A 15,249-nucleotide genomic window follows, 5' to 3' on the forward strand; every position below is an offset into this window, starting at 1 on the left:
GGCGGCCGCTGACATTCTGCGAAACCGTCCATTGTTGCGGCGGGGAACGTGGCAGGTCATGGCGGTTCGGGGTTCCCGCACCCGTTCACAACCCGGCCCGGCCGAAGCTGGCGGGGGCGGGGCTGATGACCTCGACCGCCTTGTCGCGGATCGTGGCCACGGCGAGACCGCGCTCGTTGGTGCCATCCGGCGTGAAGCGGAAAATACCGTTCACGCCCTGGAAACCCGCGGGCTGCGTCAGGGCGTCTCGGCCCAGATTGCCGCCTTCCTTGGCCAAGGCGCCGACCGCGGCGATACCATCATAGGCCAGACCGCTCAGCGCATGCGGCGGGCGCCCGTACGCCGTTTCGAAACGCTCGCGGAACTGGGCCGTCCGCTGCGGATCGGGCAGCGCGAACCAGCCGCCCTGCACGCCCGGCAACTCCAGCGTCTGGGGGGGCGTATCCCAACGTGACAAGCCGATATACTGGACCTCATCCTGGCCCAGCCCGGCCTCGGGCAGCATCTGCGTGAACAGGGGCAGGGCCCCCGCGCTGTTGGCGGTGAAGAATATGGCGTTTGCGCTGTTGTCCTCCGCCGCCGACCTGATCCGCGGCACGGCCTCCACCACAGCGTCCTGCGAGAAGGCGTAGCTGACGCCGCCGGCCGGAACGGCGGCGTTGCGCGTGATCGCCTGCTGGATCGCCTGGCGGCCAAGACGCCCGGCGCGGTTATCGGCATAGACGGTCAGGATTCGGTCCCTGCCCTGCCCCGTCGCGAAACGCACCAACCGGTCCGCCGTACTGTGGAAGGTCTGGCCCAGAACGAATAGGTTGTCGCCCGCGATCGTGGGGTCGTTGGAAAACGCCAGCACGTTGACCCCGCGCGGCGCGACGGCATCGGCCGCGGCGGTGGCCGATTCTGCGCGCAGCGGACCGATGATGATCCGGGCACCGCCGCCGACCGCGGCACGCGCGGCCTCCCGCGCCTTGTCGGCGTTCCCCGCGGTGTCATACACGCTCAGATCGACCTTGACCCCGGCAAGGTCGGACACTGCCATGCGCGCCGCGTTCTCCAGGTCCTCGGCAAGTTTCTGCTCGTTGGGATCGGACGCCCCGTAAGGCACCAGCAAGGCCACGGGCACAGGCGCCGACGGGCCGACTGACGGGCCGCTGCCGATCACCGGGCCGCCCTGGCAGCCCGCGAGGAGGAAAACGGGCAGCAGCAGGACGGGGAGGAACAGCTTGCGGATGCGGGTGAAAACGGCAAACATCGACAGGTCGGGCTCCTTGCTGGCAGTGGGTCCGTGACCGACGATCATAAACGTCATGCAGGAGGGGTCCAGTGGGGAATCCGGAACGCCCGGAACCGGCGCCGGGGCTTTACCTGATCGCGACACCGATCGGGGCGGCGCGCGACATCACGCTCAGGGCGCTCGATCTCCTGGCGGGCGCCGACGTGCTGGCGGCCGAGGACACGCGCAGCCTGCGCCGGCTGATGGAGATCCACGGCATCGCCCTGCGCGGGCGCCGGATCATCAGCTACCACGACCACAACACGGGGCGGGCGCGTCCGGCGATCATGGAGGCGCTGGCGGCGGGAAAGTCCGTCGTGTATGCCTCGGAGGCCGGAACACCCATGGTATCCGACCCCGGCTTCGACCTTGCCCGCGCGGCGGTGGAGGCGGGGCACGGGCTGGTCTCGGCCCCCGGCCCCTCGGCGGCAATCACGGCGTTGACGCTCTCGGGCCTGCCGGCGGACCGGTTCTTCTTTGCCGGTTTCCTGCCGTCCCCCGCGGGCAAGCGGAAATCCGCGCTGAAGGAGCTGGCGGCAGTGCCCGGCACGCTCATCTTTTACGAATCGCCGAAACGTGTGGCCACCATGCTGCGCGACGCGGCGCAGGTTCTGGGCGGCACGCGCGAGGCGGCCGTGTGCCGGGAAATGACAAAGAAATTCGAAGAGGTGATGCGCGGGACGCTCGAGTCCCTGGCGACCGTAACGGCGGACCGCAACCTGAAGGGCGAGGTCGTCGTGCTCGTGGGACAGGGAGATTCGGGAAACGTTAGGGAAATCGATGTAGACAGGGCGCTGAAAGAGGCGTTGCAACACCAGACGGTACGGGACGCGGCCGATACCGTGTCGGCCAGGCTGGGCCTGAAGCGCCGGCAGGTGTACCAAAGGGCGCTGGAACTGGACAAGGAGACGGAATGACCGCACATGCGGAGACCGACGGAAATGCCACGGCCGTGACACGGCGGCGCCGGGGCCGCCGGGCTTATCTTTCGGGCATGTGCGCCGAAAGCGCCGTCGCGGCGGCCTATGAAGCAGCCGGCGCCGACCTGCTGGAAACGCGCTGGCGCGGAACCGCGGGCGAAATCGATCTGGTGTTCCTGCAGGATGGCGTTCATGTCTTTTGCGAGGTAAAGAAGGCGCGCTCCTTCGACGCAGCGGCGCTGCGCCTGCGCCACGGCCAGATGGAGCGGGTGCACGCGGCGGCATCGGAATACCTCGCACGAACGCCCATGGGCCAGCTTTCGGAGGTGCGCTTCGATCTCGCGGTCTGCGACGCGCAGGGGCGGGTGGAAATCCGCGAGGGCGCGTTCAGCCATTTCTGATTTGCACCGGCCCGATCTTTGCCGCATGTAATGGCGGCAGCAGATCTGCCGGGGGCGGCCCATGAAAATTGCATTCCAGATGGACCCGATCGGTCCGGTCGACATCAACGCTGACAGCACGTTCCGCCTGGCCGAAGAGGCGCAGGCGCGGGGGCATGAGCTTTTTTACTACACGCCGGAGCGGTTGGCCTATGACCGGGGCCGGGTCGTGGCGCGGGGCTGGCCGCTGGAGGTGCAGCGCGTCAAGGGCGACCATTTCCGCCTCGGGTCGGAAGAGACGCGCGACCTGTCGGGGATGGATGTGGTCTGGCTTCGGCAGGATCCGCCCTTCGACATGTTCTACATCACCACAACGCACCTGCTGCAACGGCTGGGGCCCGGGACGCTGGTGGTCAACGATCCGTTCTGGGTGCGCAACTTCCCCGAGAAGCTGCTCATCCTCGATTTTCCGCACTTGATGCCGCCCACCGCGATCGCGCGCGACCTCGACACGATCCGCGCCTTCCGCGCCGCGCAGGGCGACATCATCCTCAAGCCGCTCTACGGCAACGGCGGCGCCGGGGTTTTCCACCTCGCCGAATCCGACCGCAACCTGAGCGCGCTGCACGAGCTTTTCATCGGCTTCTCGCGCGAGCCGCTGATCGTCCAGAAATACCTGCCCGAGATCGCGCAAGGCGACAAGCGGGTGATCCTGGTCGACGGCGAGCCGGTGGGCGCGATCAACCGCATTCCCGGCGCGGGAGAGACCCGGTCCAACATGCATGTGGGCGGGCGCCCCGAGAAAATCGCGATGACCGAGCGCGACCGCGAGATCTGCGCCGAGATCGGGCCGCTGCTGCGCGACAAGGGGCAGGTCTTTGTCGGCATCGACGTGATCGGGGACTACCTGACCGAGATCAACGTGACATCCCCCACGGGCATCCAGGAACTGGAACGCTTCGACGGTGTCAACGTGGCCGGGCGGATCTGGGACGCGATCGAGGCAAGGCGGGCGTGAGCCTCGCCCGGGCTATCCTCAACCCCTGGCTGCGCCTGACCGAGAAGCCCTATCTGGCGAGGGTGACGGCGCCGGAGACGCTGCGGCGGAATTTCGAGATCAAGGCACGGCTGTTGTTCCACGCCCCGCCGGGCACGCGCCGGACCCGGGGCCGGATGGCGCAGGTGCCGGTCCAATGGGTGACGGCGCGGGGCGTTGCGCGGCGAACCGGCCCGCTGATCCTATATTTCCACGGCGGCGGCTACGTTTTCGGCTCGTCGGACACCCATCGCGCGATGCTGGGGCGGCTGTCGCGCATCACCGGCCTGCCCGTCTGCCTGCCCGATTACCGGCTGGCGCCCGAACATCCCTTTCCGGCGGCGGTGGAGGATGCGCTGGCGGTCTGGCGGGAGCTGGGCAAGCGGCCCGGCGGGGTGATCCTCGGCGGCGACAGCTCGGGCGGCGGCCTTGCGTTGGCGCTACTGGGCGAGATCCTGCGGCACGATCTGCCGCGGCCCGCGGGGCTCTTCGCGTTCTCTCCACTGACGGACCTGACGCTGTCGGGCGAAAGCCTGAGCCGGAATGCCGAGGCGGACGTCATGCTCCCGGCCTGCCGGACCCGCGAGGGGGCAGAGATCTACCTGAGCGGCGCGGCGGCGGACGATCCGCGCGCCTCGCCGCTATTCGCCGATTTTCGCGGGGCGCCGCCGGTCTGGCTGGGGGTGGGCGATACCGAGATCCTGCTCGACGACACGCGGCGGATGGCCGCGCGGCTGGGCCACGACGGCGTGGACGTGACCGAAATCGTCGCGCACGACCTGCCGCATGTCTGGCCGTTTTTCCAGCCATACCTGCCCGAGGCCAACGCCACGCTGCGGCAGGTGGGCAGCTGGATCAGCCGGATTTCGCCGTCGAGAGACGGTAGCTGACGGCCTCGGCCACGTGCGGCCGGCGCACCGTGTCCGCGCCGTCGAGGTCCGCGATGGTGCGGGCCACGCGCAGCACGCGGTGGTAGCCGCGCGCGGAAAGGCCGAAGCGGTCGGCGATATCGGCCAGAAGGGCCTGCCCCTCGCTGTCGGGCGTTGCGATCGCGGTGAGCGTCTCGCCCTCGGCATCGGCGTTCAGGCGGCCCGCGCCGCCAGCGCCGAACCTTGCGGCCTGCACCGACCGCGCCGCCGCCACGCGATCGGCCACGACGGCCGAGGTTTCACCGGCAGAGGGCAGATCGAGATCGGCATATGACACGGGCGGCACCTCCACCCGCAGGTCGAAGCGGTCCATCAGCGGGCCGGAGATGCGGCCCATGTAATCCGCGCCGCACTGGGGCGCGCGGGCGCAGGCGCGGGCGGCGTCGGGCAGGTAGCCGCATTTGCAGGGGTTGGCGGCGGCCACCAGCATGAACCGGCACGGGTATTTCACGTGCGCGTTGGCGCGGGCGACCACGACCTCCCCGGTTTCGACCGGCTGGCGCAGGGTTTCCAGCACGGCGCGGGCGAACTCGGGGAACTCGTCCATGAAGAGCACGCCGTTATGGGCAAGACTGATCTCGCCGGGGCCTGCGCGGCGCCCACCACCGACGATCGCGGCCATGGAGGCGGTGTGGTGCGGCTCGCGGAAAGGGCGTGCGCGGCTGATACCGCCCTCCTCGATCAGCCCGGCAAGCGAATGGATCATCGAGGTTTCCAGCGCTTCGCGCGCGGTGAGCGGCGGCAGCAGCCCGGGCAACCGCGCCGCCAGCATCGACTTGCCCGAGCCGGGGGTGCCCACCATCATCAGGTGGTGCCGCCCGGCGGCGGCGATTTCCAGCGCGCGCTTGGCGCGCTCCTGTCCCTTGACGTCGGCAAGGTCGCGGTCCGAGGGCGCGCCCGTCACCTCGCCGGGCGCGGCGGGCGGCAGCGGCGACTGCCCGGTATAGTGGCGCACCACGTCGGCAAGGCTCGCCGCGCCGATCACCTGCGCGGCATCGACCCACGCCGCCTCTGCCCCAGAGCCCTTGGGGCAGAGAAGCGTCCGCTCGTCGCTGGCAGCGGTCATCGCCGCGGGCAGGGCACCGACCACCGGCAGAAGCGACCCATCGAGCGACAATTCCCCGAGCGAGCAGGTCCCCTCCACCGCGTCGGCCGGGACGATTTCCAGCGCCGCGAGCAGCGCAAGGGCGATTGGCAGGTCGTAATGGCTGCCCTCCTTGGGCATGTCGGCGGGCGACAGGTTGATCGTGATCTTCTTGGACGGCAGCGCGATGGACATCGAGGTGAGCGCGGTGCGCACGCGGTCGCGCGCCTCGGACACGGCCTTGTCAGGCAGGCCGACGACGGAAAAGCCCGGCATGCCGGCGGTGACGGCGCACTGCACCTCGACGGGCCGGGCCTCCACCCCTTCGAACGCCACCGTATAGGCCCGCGCGACCATGGCGGCCTCCCCGCTTTCGCAACCTTGGTTAACGGATAGACCGGCGAGAGTTTAAGATTGGTTAACCGCCGCGTGACGAGTTGTCAGAGCCGGCCGAACACGGCGTCGAGGATCGCGCCCAGCCCCTGCGCATCCTTGCCGGTGAAGGCTGCCGGCCGGTCGCTGTCGATGTCGAGCACGCCGATCAGCCGTCCCTGCCCGTCCCGCACGGGCAGGACGATTTCGGACCGGGTGGAGGCGGAACAGGCGATGTGGCCGGGGAAGGCGCAGACATCGTCGACAAGCTGCACCTCGCCGGTGCGGGCGGCCGCGCCGCAGACGCCGCGCGAGAACGGGATCGTCAGGCATCCGTGGCCGCCCTGGTAGGGCCCGATCCTGAGCATCCCCGGCTCCGTCACGCGGTAGAAACCGGTCCAGTCGAAGCGATCGTCGGCATGGTGCAGCTCGCAGGCCAGCGTGGCCATCAGCGCGATCACGTCGGCCTCGCCGTCGGCGAGGGCCATGATGGTGCTTGCGGCGGTGTCGTAGTCGATCCTCATGACGCGGCGTATCGCACGGCCCGGTCCTTTGCGCCAGCCCTTGCATCCGGGCCGCGCGCCATGGCAGGGGCGCGCGCCGAACGCCCCTGAACGACCCTGACACGCCAAGGAGCGCCATCATGACGACCCTGACACTCCGTCACAACACCGCCCGCGACCTCGATCCGCTGGCGCGGCTTCTGGACGATCCGGCCGATCTGGCCCTTGTGAATCCCCATGCGCGCCATCCGTTCGATCCGGGCGAATGGCAGATGAAGTGGCTCAAGGAGGCCGACGACGAATCCTTTTACCTGCTCGACGAGGCGGGTCGCGAGGTGGGGTTCTTCGTTCTCCGCGTCGGCATCGGCCCGGAAGTGCGCCACTTGACATATGTGTTCGTCGAGGAGGCGATGCGCGGCGGCACCGGCGAAGAGCTCGCGCGGCTGGCAGAGGACGCGGCGCGGGATCTCGGGGCGCTCAGCATCACGCTCAAGGTGGAACTGGACAATGAGCCGGCACTGAAGCTCTACCAGAAGGCCGGTTACGAGGAGCTGTCGCGCCGCGGCGGCATGGCGACGATGCGGCGCGACCTCGACTGACGCGCGGAAAGGCCGCGCCGGTCAGGCCCGCTCGATGGCGATCGCCGTGCCCTCGCCGCCGCCGATGCAGATCGCCGCGACGCCGCGCCTGAGCCCGCGCTTTTCCAGCGCGTTGAGCAGGGTGACCATGATGCGCGCCCCGCTGGCGCCGATGGGATGGCCGAGCGCGCAGGCCCCGCCGTTGACGTTCACCTTGTCGCGGGGCAGGCCCATCTCGCGCATGAAGGCCATCGGGACCACGGCGAAGGCCTCGTTGACTTCCCAGAGATCAACGTCGTCGATACCCCAGCCGATGCGCTTGAGCAGTTTCTGTGCGGCAGGCACGGGGGCGGTGGTGAACCAGCCGGGCGCCTGCGCGTGGCTGGCATGGCCGAGAATGCGCGCGCGGACGTTCAGGCCGCCTGCCCGCGCCGCCTCGTCCGAGGCGAGCACCAGCGCAGCAGCGCCGTCGGAAATGGAGGATGAGTTGGCCGGCGTCACCGTCCCGTCCTTGCGGAAGGCCGGCTTGAGATGCGGAATCTTGTCGGGCCGCGCCTTGCCGGGCTGCTCGTCGACGGTGACCGTCACCTCGCCCTTGCGGGTTGCGATCGTCACCGGCGCGATCTCGCCGTCGAACGCGCCGGTCCTTTGCGCCGCCAGCGCCCCGTCGAGAGAACCGAAGGCGTACTCGTCCTGCGCCTCGCGGGTGAACTGGTAGGTCTCGGCGCAGTCCTCGGCAAAGGTGCCCATCAGCCGGCCCTTGTCATAGGCGTCCTCCAGCCCGTCGAGAAACATGTGGTCCTTGACCTCGGAATGGCCGAGACGCGCGCCGCCGCGCATCTTGGGCAGGAGGTACGGCGCCATGGACATGCTTTCCATGCCGCCGGTGATCATCGTGTCCGCGTAGCCAAGGGCGATCTGGTCGAAACCCGCCATCGCGGCCTTCATCCCCGAGCCGCACATCTTGTTGAGCGTCGTCGCCGGCACCTCCTCCCCGAGCCCGGCGGCAAAGCCCGCCTGCCGCGCGGGGGCCTGCCCCTGCCCCGCGGGCAACACGCAGCCCATCACCACCTCGTCCGCCGTGTCCGCCCGCGCATCGGACAGCGCCGCGCGAATGGCCGCGCCGCCAAGATGCGCGGCCTCGACGCCGTCGAAATCCCCCTGAAAGCCGCCCATGGGCGTGCGGGCGGCGCCGGCAATCACAACGCTCTTCATACTGTCGTTCCTCCTCGTGGTCTCAGGCGGCAGGTTACCGGATCGTAAGGAATGCGGTCTAGCCTTTGGCGTATTACTACCTATGACACGGGACAGATCATGCAGCTTGAGTGCAGCAGACAGCAGGACGCGCTGATCGTGGTGGTGCGGGCCGACCGGATCGATTCGGCCGCCGCGATCCGGTTCAAGGATGCGATGCGCGCCGAAACGGAAAACGCCCCCCGCCGGGTGATCCTTGACCTGGGCGATGTGGTCTTCGTGGATTCCAGCGGTCTCGGCGCGATCGTGGCGGTCATGAAATTCCTTTCACCCGAAAGGTCGCTGGAACTGGCCGGGCTGAACCCGGACGTGGCCAGGGTATTCCGCCTGACGCGGATGGATTCGGTGTTCGAGATTCACGCAGATGCCAGCGCACCGCAGAGCCTTGGAGCCGGCTGAGGGTCGCGAGATGACCCGCCACGGCCGATGCGCCGGGTCGGGGGCACGGTTCGAAACCGAGGTCATCGCAACGCCAGATGCCATTCGCGCCGTCCTGAGCGCCATGTGCAGACGGCTGAGCGCGGGCGGTGCCGGGCCGGCGCTGCTGTCACGGGCGGAGCTGGTGTTGGCGGAGGTCATGAACAACATCGCGGAACATGCCTATGACGGGTCGGCGCCTGGGCGGGTGCGGCTGTGCGCCAGCATCGCGCAGGACGAGTTAAGGGTGATCGTGTACGATTCGGGCCGCCCCATGCCCAGCGGGGCCATGCCCGCCGGTACGCTGCCCGAGTCGTCAGGCCGGGCAGAGACCCTTCCCGAGGGCGGTTTCGGCTGGTTCCTGATCCGCGAGCAGACGGAGTCACTGTCTTACCGTCATGAGCATGGGCAAAACCGCCTGGAACTGCGGTTTCGGCAAAGGGGCGCCGAACGAGAGGCAGAGACCTAACTTTCGCCACAATTCAAGCGTAAATTCGCCAAGAAAGGCCGGCATTCACTGTGTTGTAGCTGCAGATAGCTTCCCTCGGCGCCGCGTTGAACAGCCCCCACCCAGTGCGCGGCGTCGAGGTCTTTACCCGGAACAAGGATGGAAACGCGCCGATTGGCATCCTCCGACGGGGCGGCTAGGGTCCGTCCGAACGGGAAAGACAAGGGAAAGCCTTCAATGCGCGACTTTCATCTGCCGGGCCGCTCCCCGGTGCTTGCCGCCAATGGTATCTGCGCAACCTCTCATCCCCTTGCCGCACAGACGGCGGTGGATATCCTGCAAAGAGGCGGGAACGCCATGGACGCGGCGATTGCCGGCGCGGTCCTGCTGGGGATATGCGAACCCCAGATGACCGGGATCGGCGGCGATTGCTTCGTGCTGTTCAACCCCGGCGGCGGGAACCGAATAGAGGCGATGAACGGGTCGGGCCGCGCGCCGGCGGCCGCGAGCGCAGCCGAGCTGCGGGAGGCGGGCCACCAGACGGTGCCGGTCAACGGGGTCGATGCGGTGACGATCCCCGGCGCCGTCGATGCGTTCTGCCATCTGAGCGAGACGTACGGGCGGCTGGGGCTCGACGCGCTGCTTGCCCCGTCGATCCGGTATGCCGAGGAGGGTGTCCCCGTGGCGCCGCGCGTCGCCTTTGACTGGCCGCGCGCGGGCGAGGTGCTTCAGGGCCATGGCATCACGCATTATTCCAACGGCGGCAGCCCGCTGAAAACAGGCGACATCTTTCGCGCGCCGGGACAGGCCGAGGTGTTGCGCCGCATCGCCAAGGACGGGCGCCGCGCCTTTTACGAGGGCGAGGTGGCCGAGGACATGCTGGCCACGCTGAAGGCAATGGGCGGCGTTCACACGGCCGAGGACTTTGCCAACACGGCGTGCGACACGGCCACGCCGGTTGCGGGCAGCTACGGCGGTGTGGATCTGGTCGAGCATCCGCCCAACGGCCAAGGTGCGGCGGCGATACTCATGCTCAACATCCTCCGGCAGTTCGATATCGCTGGAATGGATCCTTGGGGGGCCGAGCGCGCCCATATCGAGGCCGAGGCGGCCAAGCTGGCCTATGACGCCCGCGACCGGATCATCGCCGACCCCGACCACACCGCGCGGCTTGATTTCATGCTGGCGCCGGAGACCGCGGAGGCGCTGGCGGCGTTGATCGACCCGCTCCAGGCGATGCCGGCAGCCGCCCCTCTGACCGAGGCAGTCCACCGCGACACGGTCTACATCACCGTGGTCGACCGGGATCGCATGGCAGTGTCGCTGATCTACTCTATCTTCCACGGCTTCGGCTCGGGTATCGCGTCGGAGAAGTACGGAATCCTGTTCCAGAACCGTGGCGCGGGGTTCAACCTCACGCCGGGCCACCCCAACGAGATGGCCGGCGGCAAACGGCCCATGCACACCATCATTCCGGGGATGCTGCGCCAGACCGGCGGGGTCGTCATGCCGTTCGGCGTGATGGGCGGGGCGTATCAGCCCAACGGTCACGCGCGGTTCGTGTCCAACCTGCGGGATTTCGGCATGGACCCCCAGGCGGCGATCGACGCGCCGCGCTGCTTTGCCACCGGGGGCGAGATGCGCGTCGAGCGTGGCTATCCCGAGGCGGTGCGGCAGGCGCTTTCGGATATGGGGCACAACGTCGTGGTGCCCCAGGAGGCCATCGGCGGCGCGCAGGCGATCCTGATCCGTCCCGACGGCGTGCTGGAAGGCGGCAGTGACGCCCGCAAGGACGGCTGCGCCCTTGGGTATTGACCCGTTGAAAGCTGCGGATGCGGGGTTCAAACCCCTGACCTGATGACAGCCATGGCGCGGGCGGCCAGCCCGCCCGGCACATAACTGACCCCTAGGCGTGCGCCCCGCCTACGGGTCAGTTCAATTGGAAATGCAGCGGGTAGTGACCATCCTCGAAGGGGCCGAACAGGTCGGGGATATCCGGGTGATCAACCGGCTCGCCGGAGTAGTCGGCGATCAGGTTCTGCTCGCTCACGTAAGCGACGTAGTAGCTCTGATCATTCTCCGCGAGCAGGTGATAGAACGGCTGCTCCTTGGCCGGGCGGCTTTCCTCCGGCAGGGATTCGTACCATTCCTCGGTATTGGAGAACTCGGGATCAACATCGAATATGACCCCGCGGAACGGGTGCTTGCGATGCCGCACCACCTGTCCGATGTGATATTTCGCGCGTGTCGTGTTCATTGTCGTCAGCCCCTACCCGCGCACTTTATCTTTTTCAAGGGGCCTTTGTCCAACGTGCAGCCGGGATTTCTTGGGAAACACATTGTGAACCCCGGATTTACAGTGCCTTCGGCGCGGATTCGGGATTCCGTCGCGCGCCGGTTTTCGTTACCATTGCCAAAAAAACACGTGCGAGCGAGAGGCAGATGAGCAGGGCACTTCGCGTCATTCTGATCCTGCTGCTGGTTGGATCCTGCGGCGGGCGTACCGGCGGGCCGCCGCCATCGAACCTGGACGATGCGTGCGACATCCTCCAGCAACGGCCGCAATATGCCCGCGCGTTCCGCGCGACCGAGCGCCGCTGGGGCATCCCGGTGCATGTCCAGATGGCCACCATCTACCAGGAAAGCAAGTTCGACGGCGAGGCGCGCACGCCCTTCCGCTGGACACTGGGCATCATCCCCATGGGACGCATCAGCTCGGCCTACGGTTACAGCCAGGCGCTGGACGGCACATGGGACGAGTACCGCGAGACGACCGGCCGGTTCGGCGCGCGCCGCAACGATATCCGTGACGCGACCGATTTCATGGGGTGGTACATGGACCAGTCGACCGAGAGGCTGGGCATTTCCAAGCACGACACGCGCAACCAGTACCTTGCCTATCACGAGGGGCGCGCAGGCTTTTCCCGTCGCAGTCACCGCCAAAAACCCTGGCTGATGCGCGTGGCCGACAAGACGGCCGCACGGGCCGAAACCTACGAGGCGCAACTGCGCAACTGCCGCTGGTACTGACGGCCCGTGCGTTCAGCGGTCGGGTTCGTCCACGCCCACGCCGGGGATCTCGAAGCGGTCATTTTCAAGCTGGACGCCCGTCTGCAGGTCGCCCAGAACCACCGTGGTGCGCGCGCCGGCGCTGTCATTGATCACCCATTGGCGAAGCTCCACGGGATCGCCGGTAAAGACAAGCTCGATACTGCCGTATTCCGGGTTCTCGGGGTCCTGTGCCTCGACGATCGTGGTCTTGCCGTCCAGGCTGTGGCCGGTCACCATGCGTTCGCGCGTCAGGTCGACGTCGTTGGCCAGTATGATCTTGAGCGGCGTGCGGTGCAGCGGATAGGCCTCGGGGCCCGTGTTCGACTTGCCGTCGATCACGCCGACGCGCGTCCCGTCCGCGATCACCAGTATGTCGTCGGGCGGATCGTACTCGAACCGCACCCGCCCCGGTCGCTTCAGGAAGATCTGCCCGGTGCTGATCGTGCCGTCGTCGTTGATCTGGGTGAACGCGCCGGCTGCGGTCTTGAACCCGTTGAGGTAGGCCGAGATCTCGCCAAGTGACAGCTTTTCAGCCGCCGCGGGCAGGGCCATCGCGAAGGTCAGCGCCACCGCCGCGGCAAAACGTTTGAAATCCATGTTGGCGCTGCTCCTTCCTGCGCGAATCCGTTCCGATCCTGCCTCGCGGGGCCGCGACATGCGATAACAAGAACCGGTCAACGGGATATCAGCATGCGCGCGCCGAGGATCAAGGCCACGCCCGCCGCCCAAGGCCCCGCCAGCATCAACATGCCCACCCGCACGGCAAGGGCAAGCCGTTGGCGGCAACGGGCAATATCGGCAACATCGCGGCAAAGGGAACGCGCCACGGCCGCCGCGATATGCGCGCACACGGCGCAAGGGCGGCCAGCGCGCCGCTACTGCTCGGGCACGAGGATTTCCCGCTTGCCGACATGGTTGGCGGGGCTGACAACGCCCTGTTCCTCCATCTGCTCGACCAGCCGCGCGGCCTTGTTGTAGCCGATGGCCAGCTTGCGCTGGATGTAGGAAGTGGAACACTTGCGGTCCTTGATAGCGATCTGCACGGCCTGATCGTAGAGCGCGTCGTCACCGTCGGTATTGCCGCCGGTGGACAACCCCAGAACCTGGTCGATGTCGCTGGCCTTCTCCTCCTGCGGGCCCTCCTGAACGCCGCCGACATAGTCGGGCGGCCCGTACGCCTTGAGGTGGTTGACCACCTCCTCGACCTCTTCGTCGGACACGAACGGCCCATGGCAGCGGGTGATCTTGCCGCCACCAGCCATGTAGAGCATGTCGCCCATGCCCAGCAGCTGCTCCGCCCCCATCTCGCCAAGGATCGTGCGGCTGTCGACCTTCGACGTCACCTGGAAGCTGATGCGCGTGGGGAAGTTGGCCTTGATCGTGCCGGTGATGACGTCCACCGAGGGGCGCTGCGTGGCCATGATCATGTGGATTCCGCTGGCCCGCGCCATCTGCGCCAGCCGCTGGATGCATGCCTCGATCTCCTTGCCGGCGACCATCATGAGGTCTGCCATCTCGTCGACGATGACCACGATGTAAGGCATCTTTTCCGGGGTGAACTCCTCGGTCTCGAACACCGGCTCGCCGGTATCGTCGTCAAAGCCCGTCTGCACGGTCCGGCTGAACATCTCGCCGCGGGCCTGCGCGTCCTCGACCCGCGCGTTGTAGCCGTCGATGTTGCGCACGCCCATCTTGGACATCTTGCGGTAGCGCTCTTCCATCTCCGCGACGACCCATTTGAGGGCCACGACCGCCTTTTTCGGGTCCGTGACCACTGGCGAGAGCAGGTGCGGGATGCCGTCATAGACGCTGAGTTCCAGCATCTTGGGGTCGATCATGATCAGCCGGCATTCATCCGGCGTCAGCTTGTAGAGCAGGCTGAGGATCATGGTGTTGATCGCCACCGACTTGCCCGAGCCGGTGGTTCCGGCAATCAGCAGGTGGGGCATCTTGGCCAGGCTGGATATCACCGGGTCACCGCCGATATCCTTGCCGAGGGCCAGCGGCAGGCGCATGTTGCTGTCGCCGAAATCGCGGGTGGCCAGAAGCTCGCGCAGGACGACCATCTCGCGGTTGTCGTTGGGCAGCTCGATGCCGATGACGCTGCGCCCCGGAACGGTGCTCACGCGGGCAGAGAGCGCACTCATCGAACGCGCGATATCGTCGGCCAGCCCGATGACGCGGGAGGCCTTGAGCCCCGGGGCGGGTTCCAGCTCGTACATGGTGACGACGGGGCCGGGACGCACCGAGACGATCTCGCCCTTAACGCCGTAATCGTCGAGCACGTTTTCCAGCATCCGGGCGTTTTCCTCCAGCGCCTCGTCGGAAAGGTGGTGACGCTGGATCGTCTCGGGGTTGGTCAGCAGGCCGAGCGCCGGCAGCTCGAAGTCGGCTTCGGGCGTGTCGTCGAACTGCAGGGCTGGCTGCGCCTCGGCGCGGGCGCGCTCGGAAGGCTCCGGCGCCTTGCGCGGCGGGTGCTGCACCACGTGGCGGGGCTCCGGGGTCGGGATGCGCGGCCGTTGGCCGGTGGCCGTCGCCTCGGGCATTGGCGGCATCCCGTCGGACAGCGGCGCCGGTTCGGGTTGTGGATCGGGCTCCGGCGCGGATTGCGTCACGGCTTGCCCCGCGGTCAGCGGCGGCTCCGGCTTGAAGCCCGGCACCGGCGTCTCGCGCAGGACGAGCGGATCGGGCCTGCGGCCACGACCGCGCGTGAGCGGCTTGTCGGCGTGGGGCTCTTCCGCCGCCTCGTCGGGGTCGGACCGGCGGGCGCGCACCACGTCCGCGATCTTGGCCCGGATGCGATCGGGGCCGGGGGCCTCGGGTTCCTCGCCGTGATAGCTGCGATCAACGAGCTCGGGTTCCGGTTCGGGCTCTGCCCGGCGGATGAGGGCGGGCATCCGCGAGAGAAAACCGCTGGGGCGTTCGGCGGTGTCCGCCGCCGGTTCGGGCCGTGCGGGCGCGGACGGCGCCGGCGCGCTGTGCAGGCTGGGCTCGGGGCGCGCGT

General features: G+C 68.0%; 16 protein-coding genes. 9 read left to right on the plus strand and 7 right to left on the minus strand.

What is annotated here, in order from left to right; genetic code table 11:
* Positions 1–85: 85 nt before the first annotated feature.
* A complete protein-coding gene (locus ACH13J_RS06800; protein ID WP_397542579.1) occupies positions 86–1,252 on the minus strand; it encodes a penicillin-binding protein activator in 1,167 nt (388 codons plus the stop codon).
* Positions 1,253–1,323: 71 nt separating this feature from the next.
* Here ACH13J_RS06800 and rsmI point away from each other — a divergent pair, with 71 nt between their 5' ends.
* From rsmI to ACH13J_RS06820, 4 genes are all read left to right on the plus strand, one after another.
* Complete coding sequence (gene rsmI / locus ACH13J_RS06805) at positions 1,324–2,190, plus strand: 16S rRNA (cytidine(1402)-2'-O)-methyltransferase (protein ID WP_397542564.1); 867 nt, start codon at positions 1,324–1,326, stop codon at positions 2,188–2,190.
* Complete coding sequence (locus tag ACH13J_RS06810) at positions 2,187–2,594, plus strand: YraN family protein (RefSeq protein WP_397542565.1); 408 nt, start codon at positions 2,187–2,189, stop codon at positions 2,592–2,594. The genes rsmI and ACH13J_RS06810 overlap by 4 nt, the downstream gene beginning before the upstream one ends.
* Before the next feature lie 61 nt (positions 2,595–2,655).
* Positions 2,656–3,591: a glutathione synthase gene (gene gshB / locus ACH13J_RS06815; RefSeq protein ID WP_397542566.1), complete on the plus strand. Its 936-nt coding sequence runs from the start codon at positions 2,656–2,658 to the stop codon at positions 3,589–3,591.
* Positions 3,588–4,499: an alpha/beta hydrolase fold domain-containing protein gene (locus ACH13J_RS06820; RefSeq protein ID WP_397542567.1), complete on the plus strand. Its 912-nt coding sequence runs from the start codon at positions 3,588–3,590 to the stop codon at positions 4,497–4,499. Before gshB ends, ACH13J_RS06820 begins: the two co-directional genes overlap by 4 nt.
* Here ACH13J_RS06820 and ACH13J_RS06825 read toward each other — a convergent pair.
* Both ACH13J_RS06825 and ACH13J_RS06830 read right to left on the minus strand, forming a co-directional pair.
* The gene (locus tag ACH13J_RS06825; protein ID WP_397542568.1) at positions 4,465–5,979 is read right to left on the minus strand and encodes a YifB family Mg chelatase-like AAA ATPase; all 1,515 of its coding nucleotides are present in this window, start codon (positions 5,977–5,979) and stop codon (positions 4,465–4,467) included. The two genes, ACH13J_RS06820 and ACH13J_RS06825, sit on opposite strands and share 35 nt — an antisense overlap.
* Before the next feature lie 83 nt (positions 5,980–6,062).
* Complete coding sequence (locus ACH13J_RS06830; protein ID WP_397542569.1) at positions 6,063–6,518, minus strand: GAF domain-containing protein; 456 nt, start codon at positions 6,516–6,518, stop codon at positions 6,063–6,065.
* A gap of 119 nt (positions 6,519–6,637) precedes the next feature.
* Here ACH13J_RS06830 and ACH13J_RS06835 point away from each other — a divergent pair, with 119 nt between their 5' ends.
* Positions 6,638–7,096: a GNAT family N-acetyltransferase gene (locus tag ACH13J_RS06835; RefSeq protein ID WP_397542570.1), complete on the plus strand. Its 459-nt coding sequence runs from the start codon at positions 6,638–6,640 to the stop codon at positions 7,094–7,096.
* Positions 7,097–7,117: 21 nt separating this feature from the next.
* Here the strand turns inward: ACH13J_RS06835 and ACH13J_RS06840 are convergent, their stop codons facing one another.
* Positions 7,118–8,290 carry an acetyl-CoA C-acyltransferase gene (locus ACH13J_RS06840; RefSeq protein WP_397542571.1) on the minus strand — a complete coding sequence of 391 codons (1,173 nt, stop codon included), beginning with the start codon at positions 8,288–8,290 and terminating at the stop codon, positions 7,118–7,120.
* Positions 8,291–8,389: 99 nt separating this feature from the next.
* Between ACH13J_RS06840 and ACH13J_RS06845 the strand changes: the two genes are divergently transcribed.
* The 3 genes from ACH13J_RS06845 to ACH13J_RS06855 all read left to right on the plus strand — a co-directional run bounded on the left by ACH13J_RS06845 (position 8,390) and on the right by ACH13J_RS06855 (position 11,009).
* Positions 8,390–8,728 (plus strand): anti-sigma factor antagonist, encoded by a 339-nt coding sequence (locus tag ACH13J_RS06845; RefSeq protein WP_397542580.1) that lies wholly within the window; start codon positions 8,390–8,392, stop codon positions 8,726–8,728.
* A 10-nt stretch (positions 8,729–8,738) separates the two neighbouring features.
* Complete coding sequence (locus ACH13J_RS06850; RefSeq protein WP_397542572.1) at positions 8,739–9,215, plus strand: ATP-binding protein; 477 nt, start codon at positions 8,739–8,741, stop codon at positions 9,213–9,215.
* A gap of 216 nt (positions 9,216–9,431) precedes the next feature.
* Entirely contained in the window at positions 9,432–11,009 is a 1,578-nt protein-coding gene (locus tag ACH13J_RS06855) for a gamma-glutamyltransferase (RefSeq protein WP_397542573.1), read from the plus strand.
* Positions 11,010–11,124: 115 nt separating this feature from the next.
* On the opposite strand, the gene hspQ is transcribed toward ACH13J_RS06855, so the two are convergent.
* Positions 11,125–11,451 (minus strand): heat shock protein HspQ, encoded by a 327-nt coding sequence (hspQ, locus tag ACH13J_RS06860; RefSeq protein ID WP_397542574.1) that lies wholly within the window; start codon positions 11,449–11,451, stop codon positions 11,125–11,127.
* A 185-nt stretch (positions 11,452–11,636) separates the two neighbouring features.
* On the opposite strand from hspQ, the gene ACH13J_RS06865 reads away from it, so the two are divergent.
* On the plus strand, positions 11,637–12,224 hold the full coding sequence (locus ACH13J_RS06865; RefSeq protein WP_397542575.1) for a transglycosylase SLT domain-containing protein: 588 nt from the start codon (positions 11,637–11,639) through the stop codon (positions 12,222–12,224).
* 12 nt (positions 12,225–12,236) lie between these two features.
* Here ACH13J_RS06865 and ACH13J_RS06870 read toward each other — a convergent pair whose 3' ends face one another.
* Together ACH13J_RS06870 and ACH13J_RS06875 are read right to left on the minus strand one after the other, a co-directional pair.
* Positions 12,237–12,842: an outer-membrane lipoprotein carrier protein LolA gene (locus ACH13J_RS06870; RefSeq protein ID WP_397542576.1), complete on the minus strand. Its 606-nt coding sequence runs from the start codon at positions 12,840–12,842 to the stop codon at positions 12,237–12,239.
* A gap of 278 nt (positions 12,843–13,120) precedes the next feature.
* On the minus strand, positions 13,121–15,249 hold a 2,129-nt coding region (locus ACH13J_RS06875), incomplete at its 5' end, for a DNA translocase FtsK (RefSeq protein ID WP_397542577.1).

Source organism: Roseovarius salis, from assembly GCF_044472985.1.
Taxonomy (GTDB): domain Bacteria; phylum Pseudomonadota; class Alphaproteobacteria; order Rhodobacterales; family Rhodobacteraceae; genus Roseovarius; species Roseovarius salis.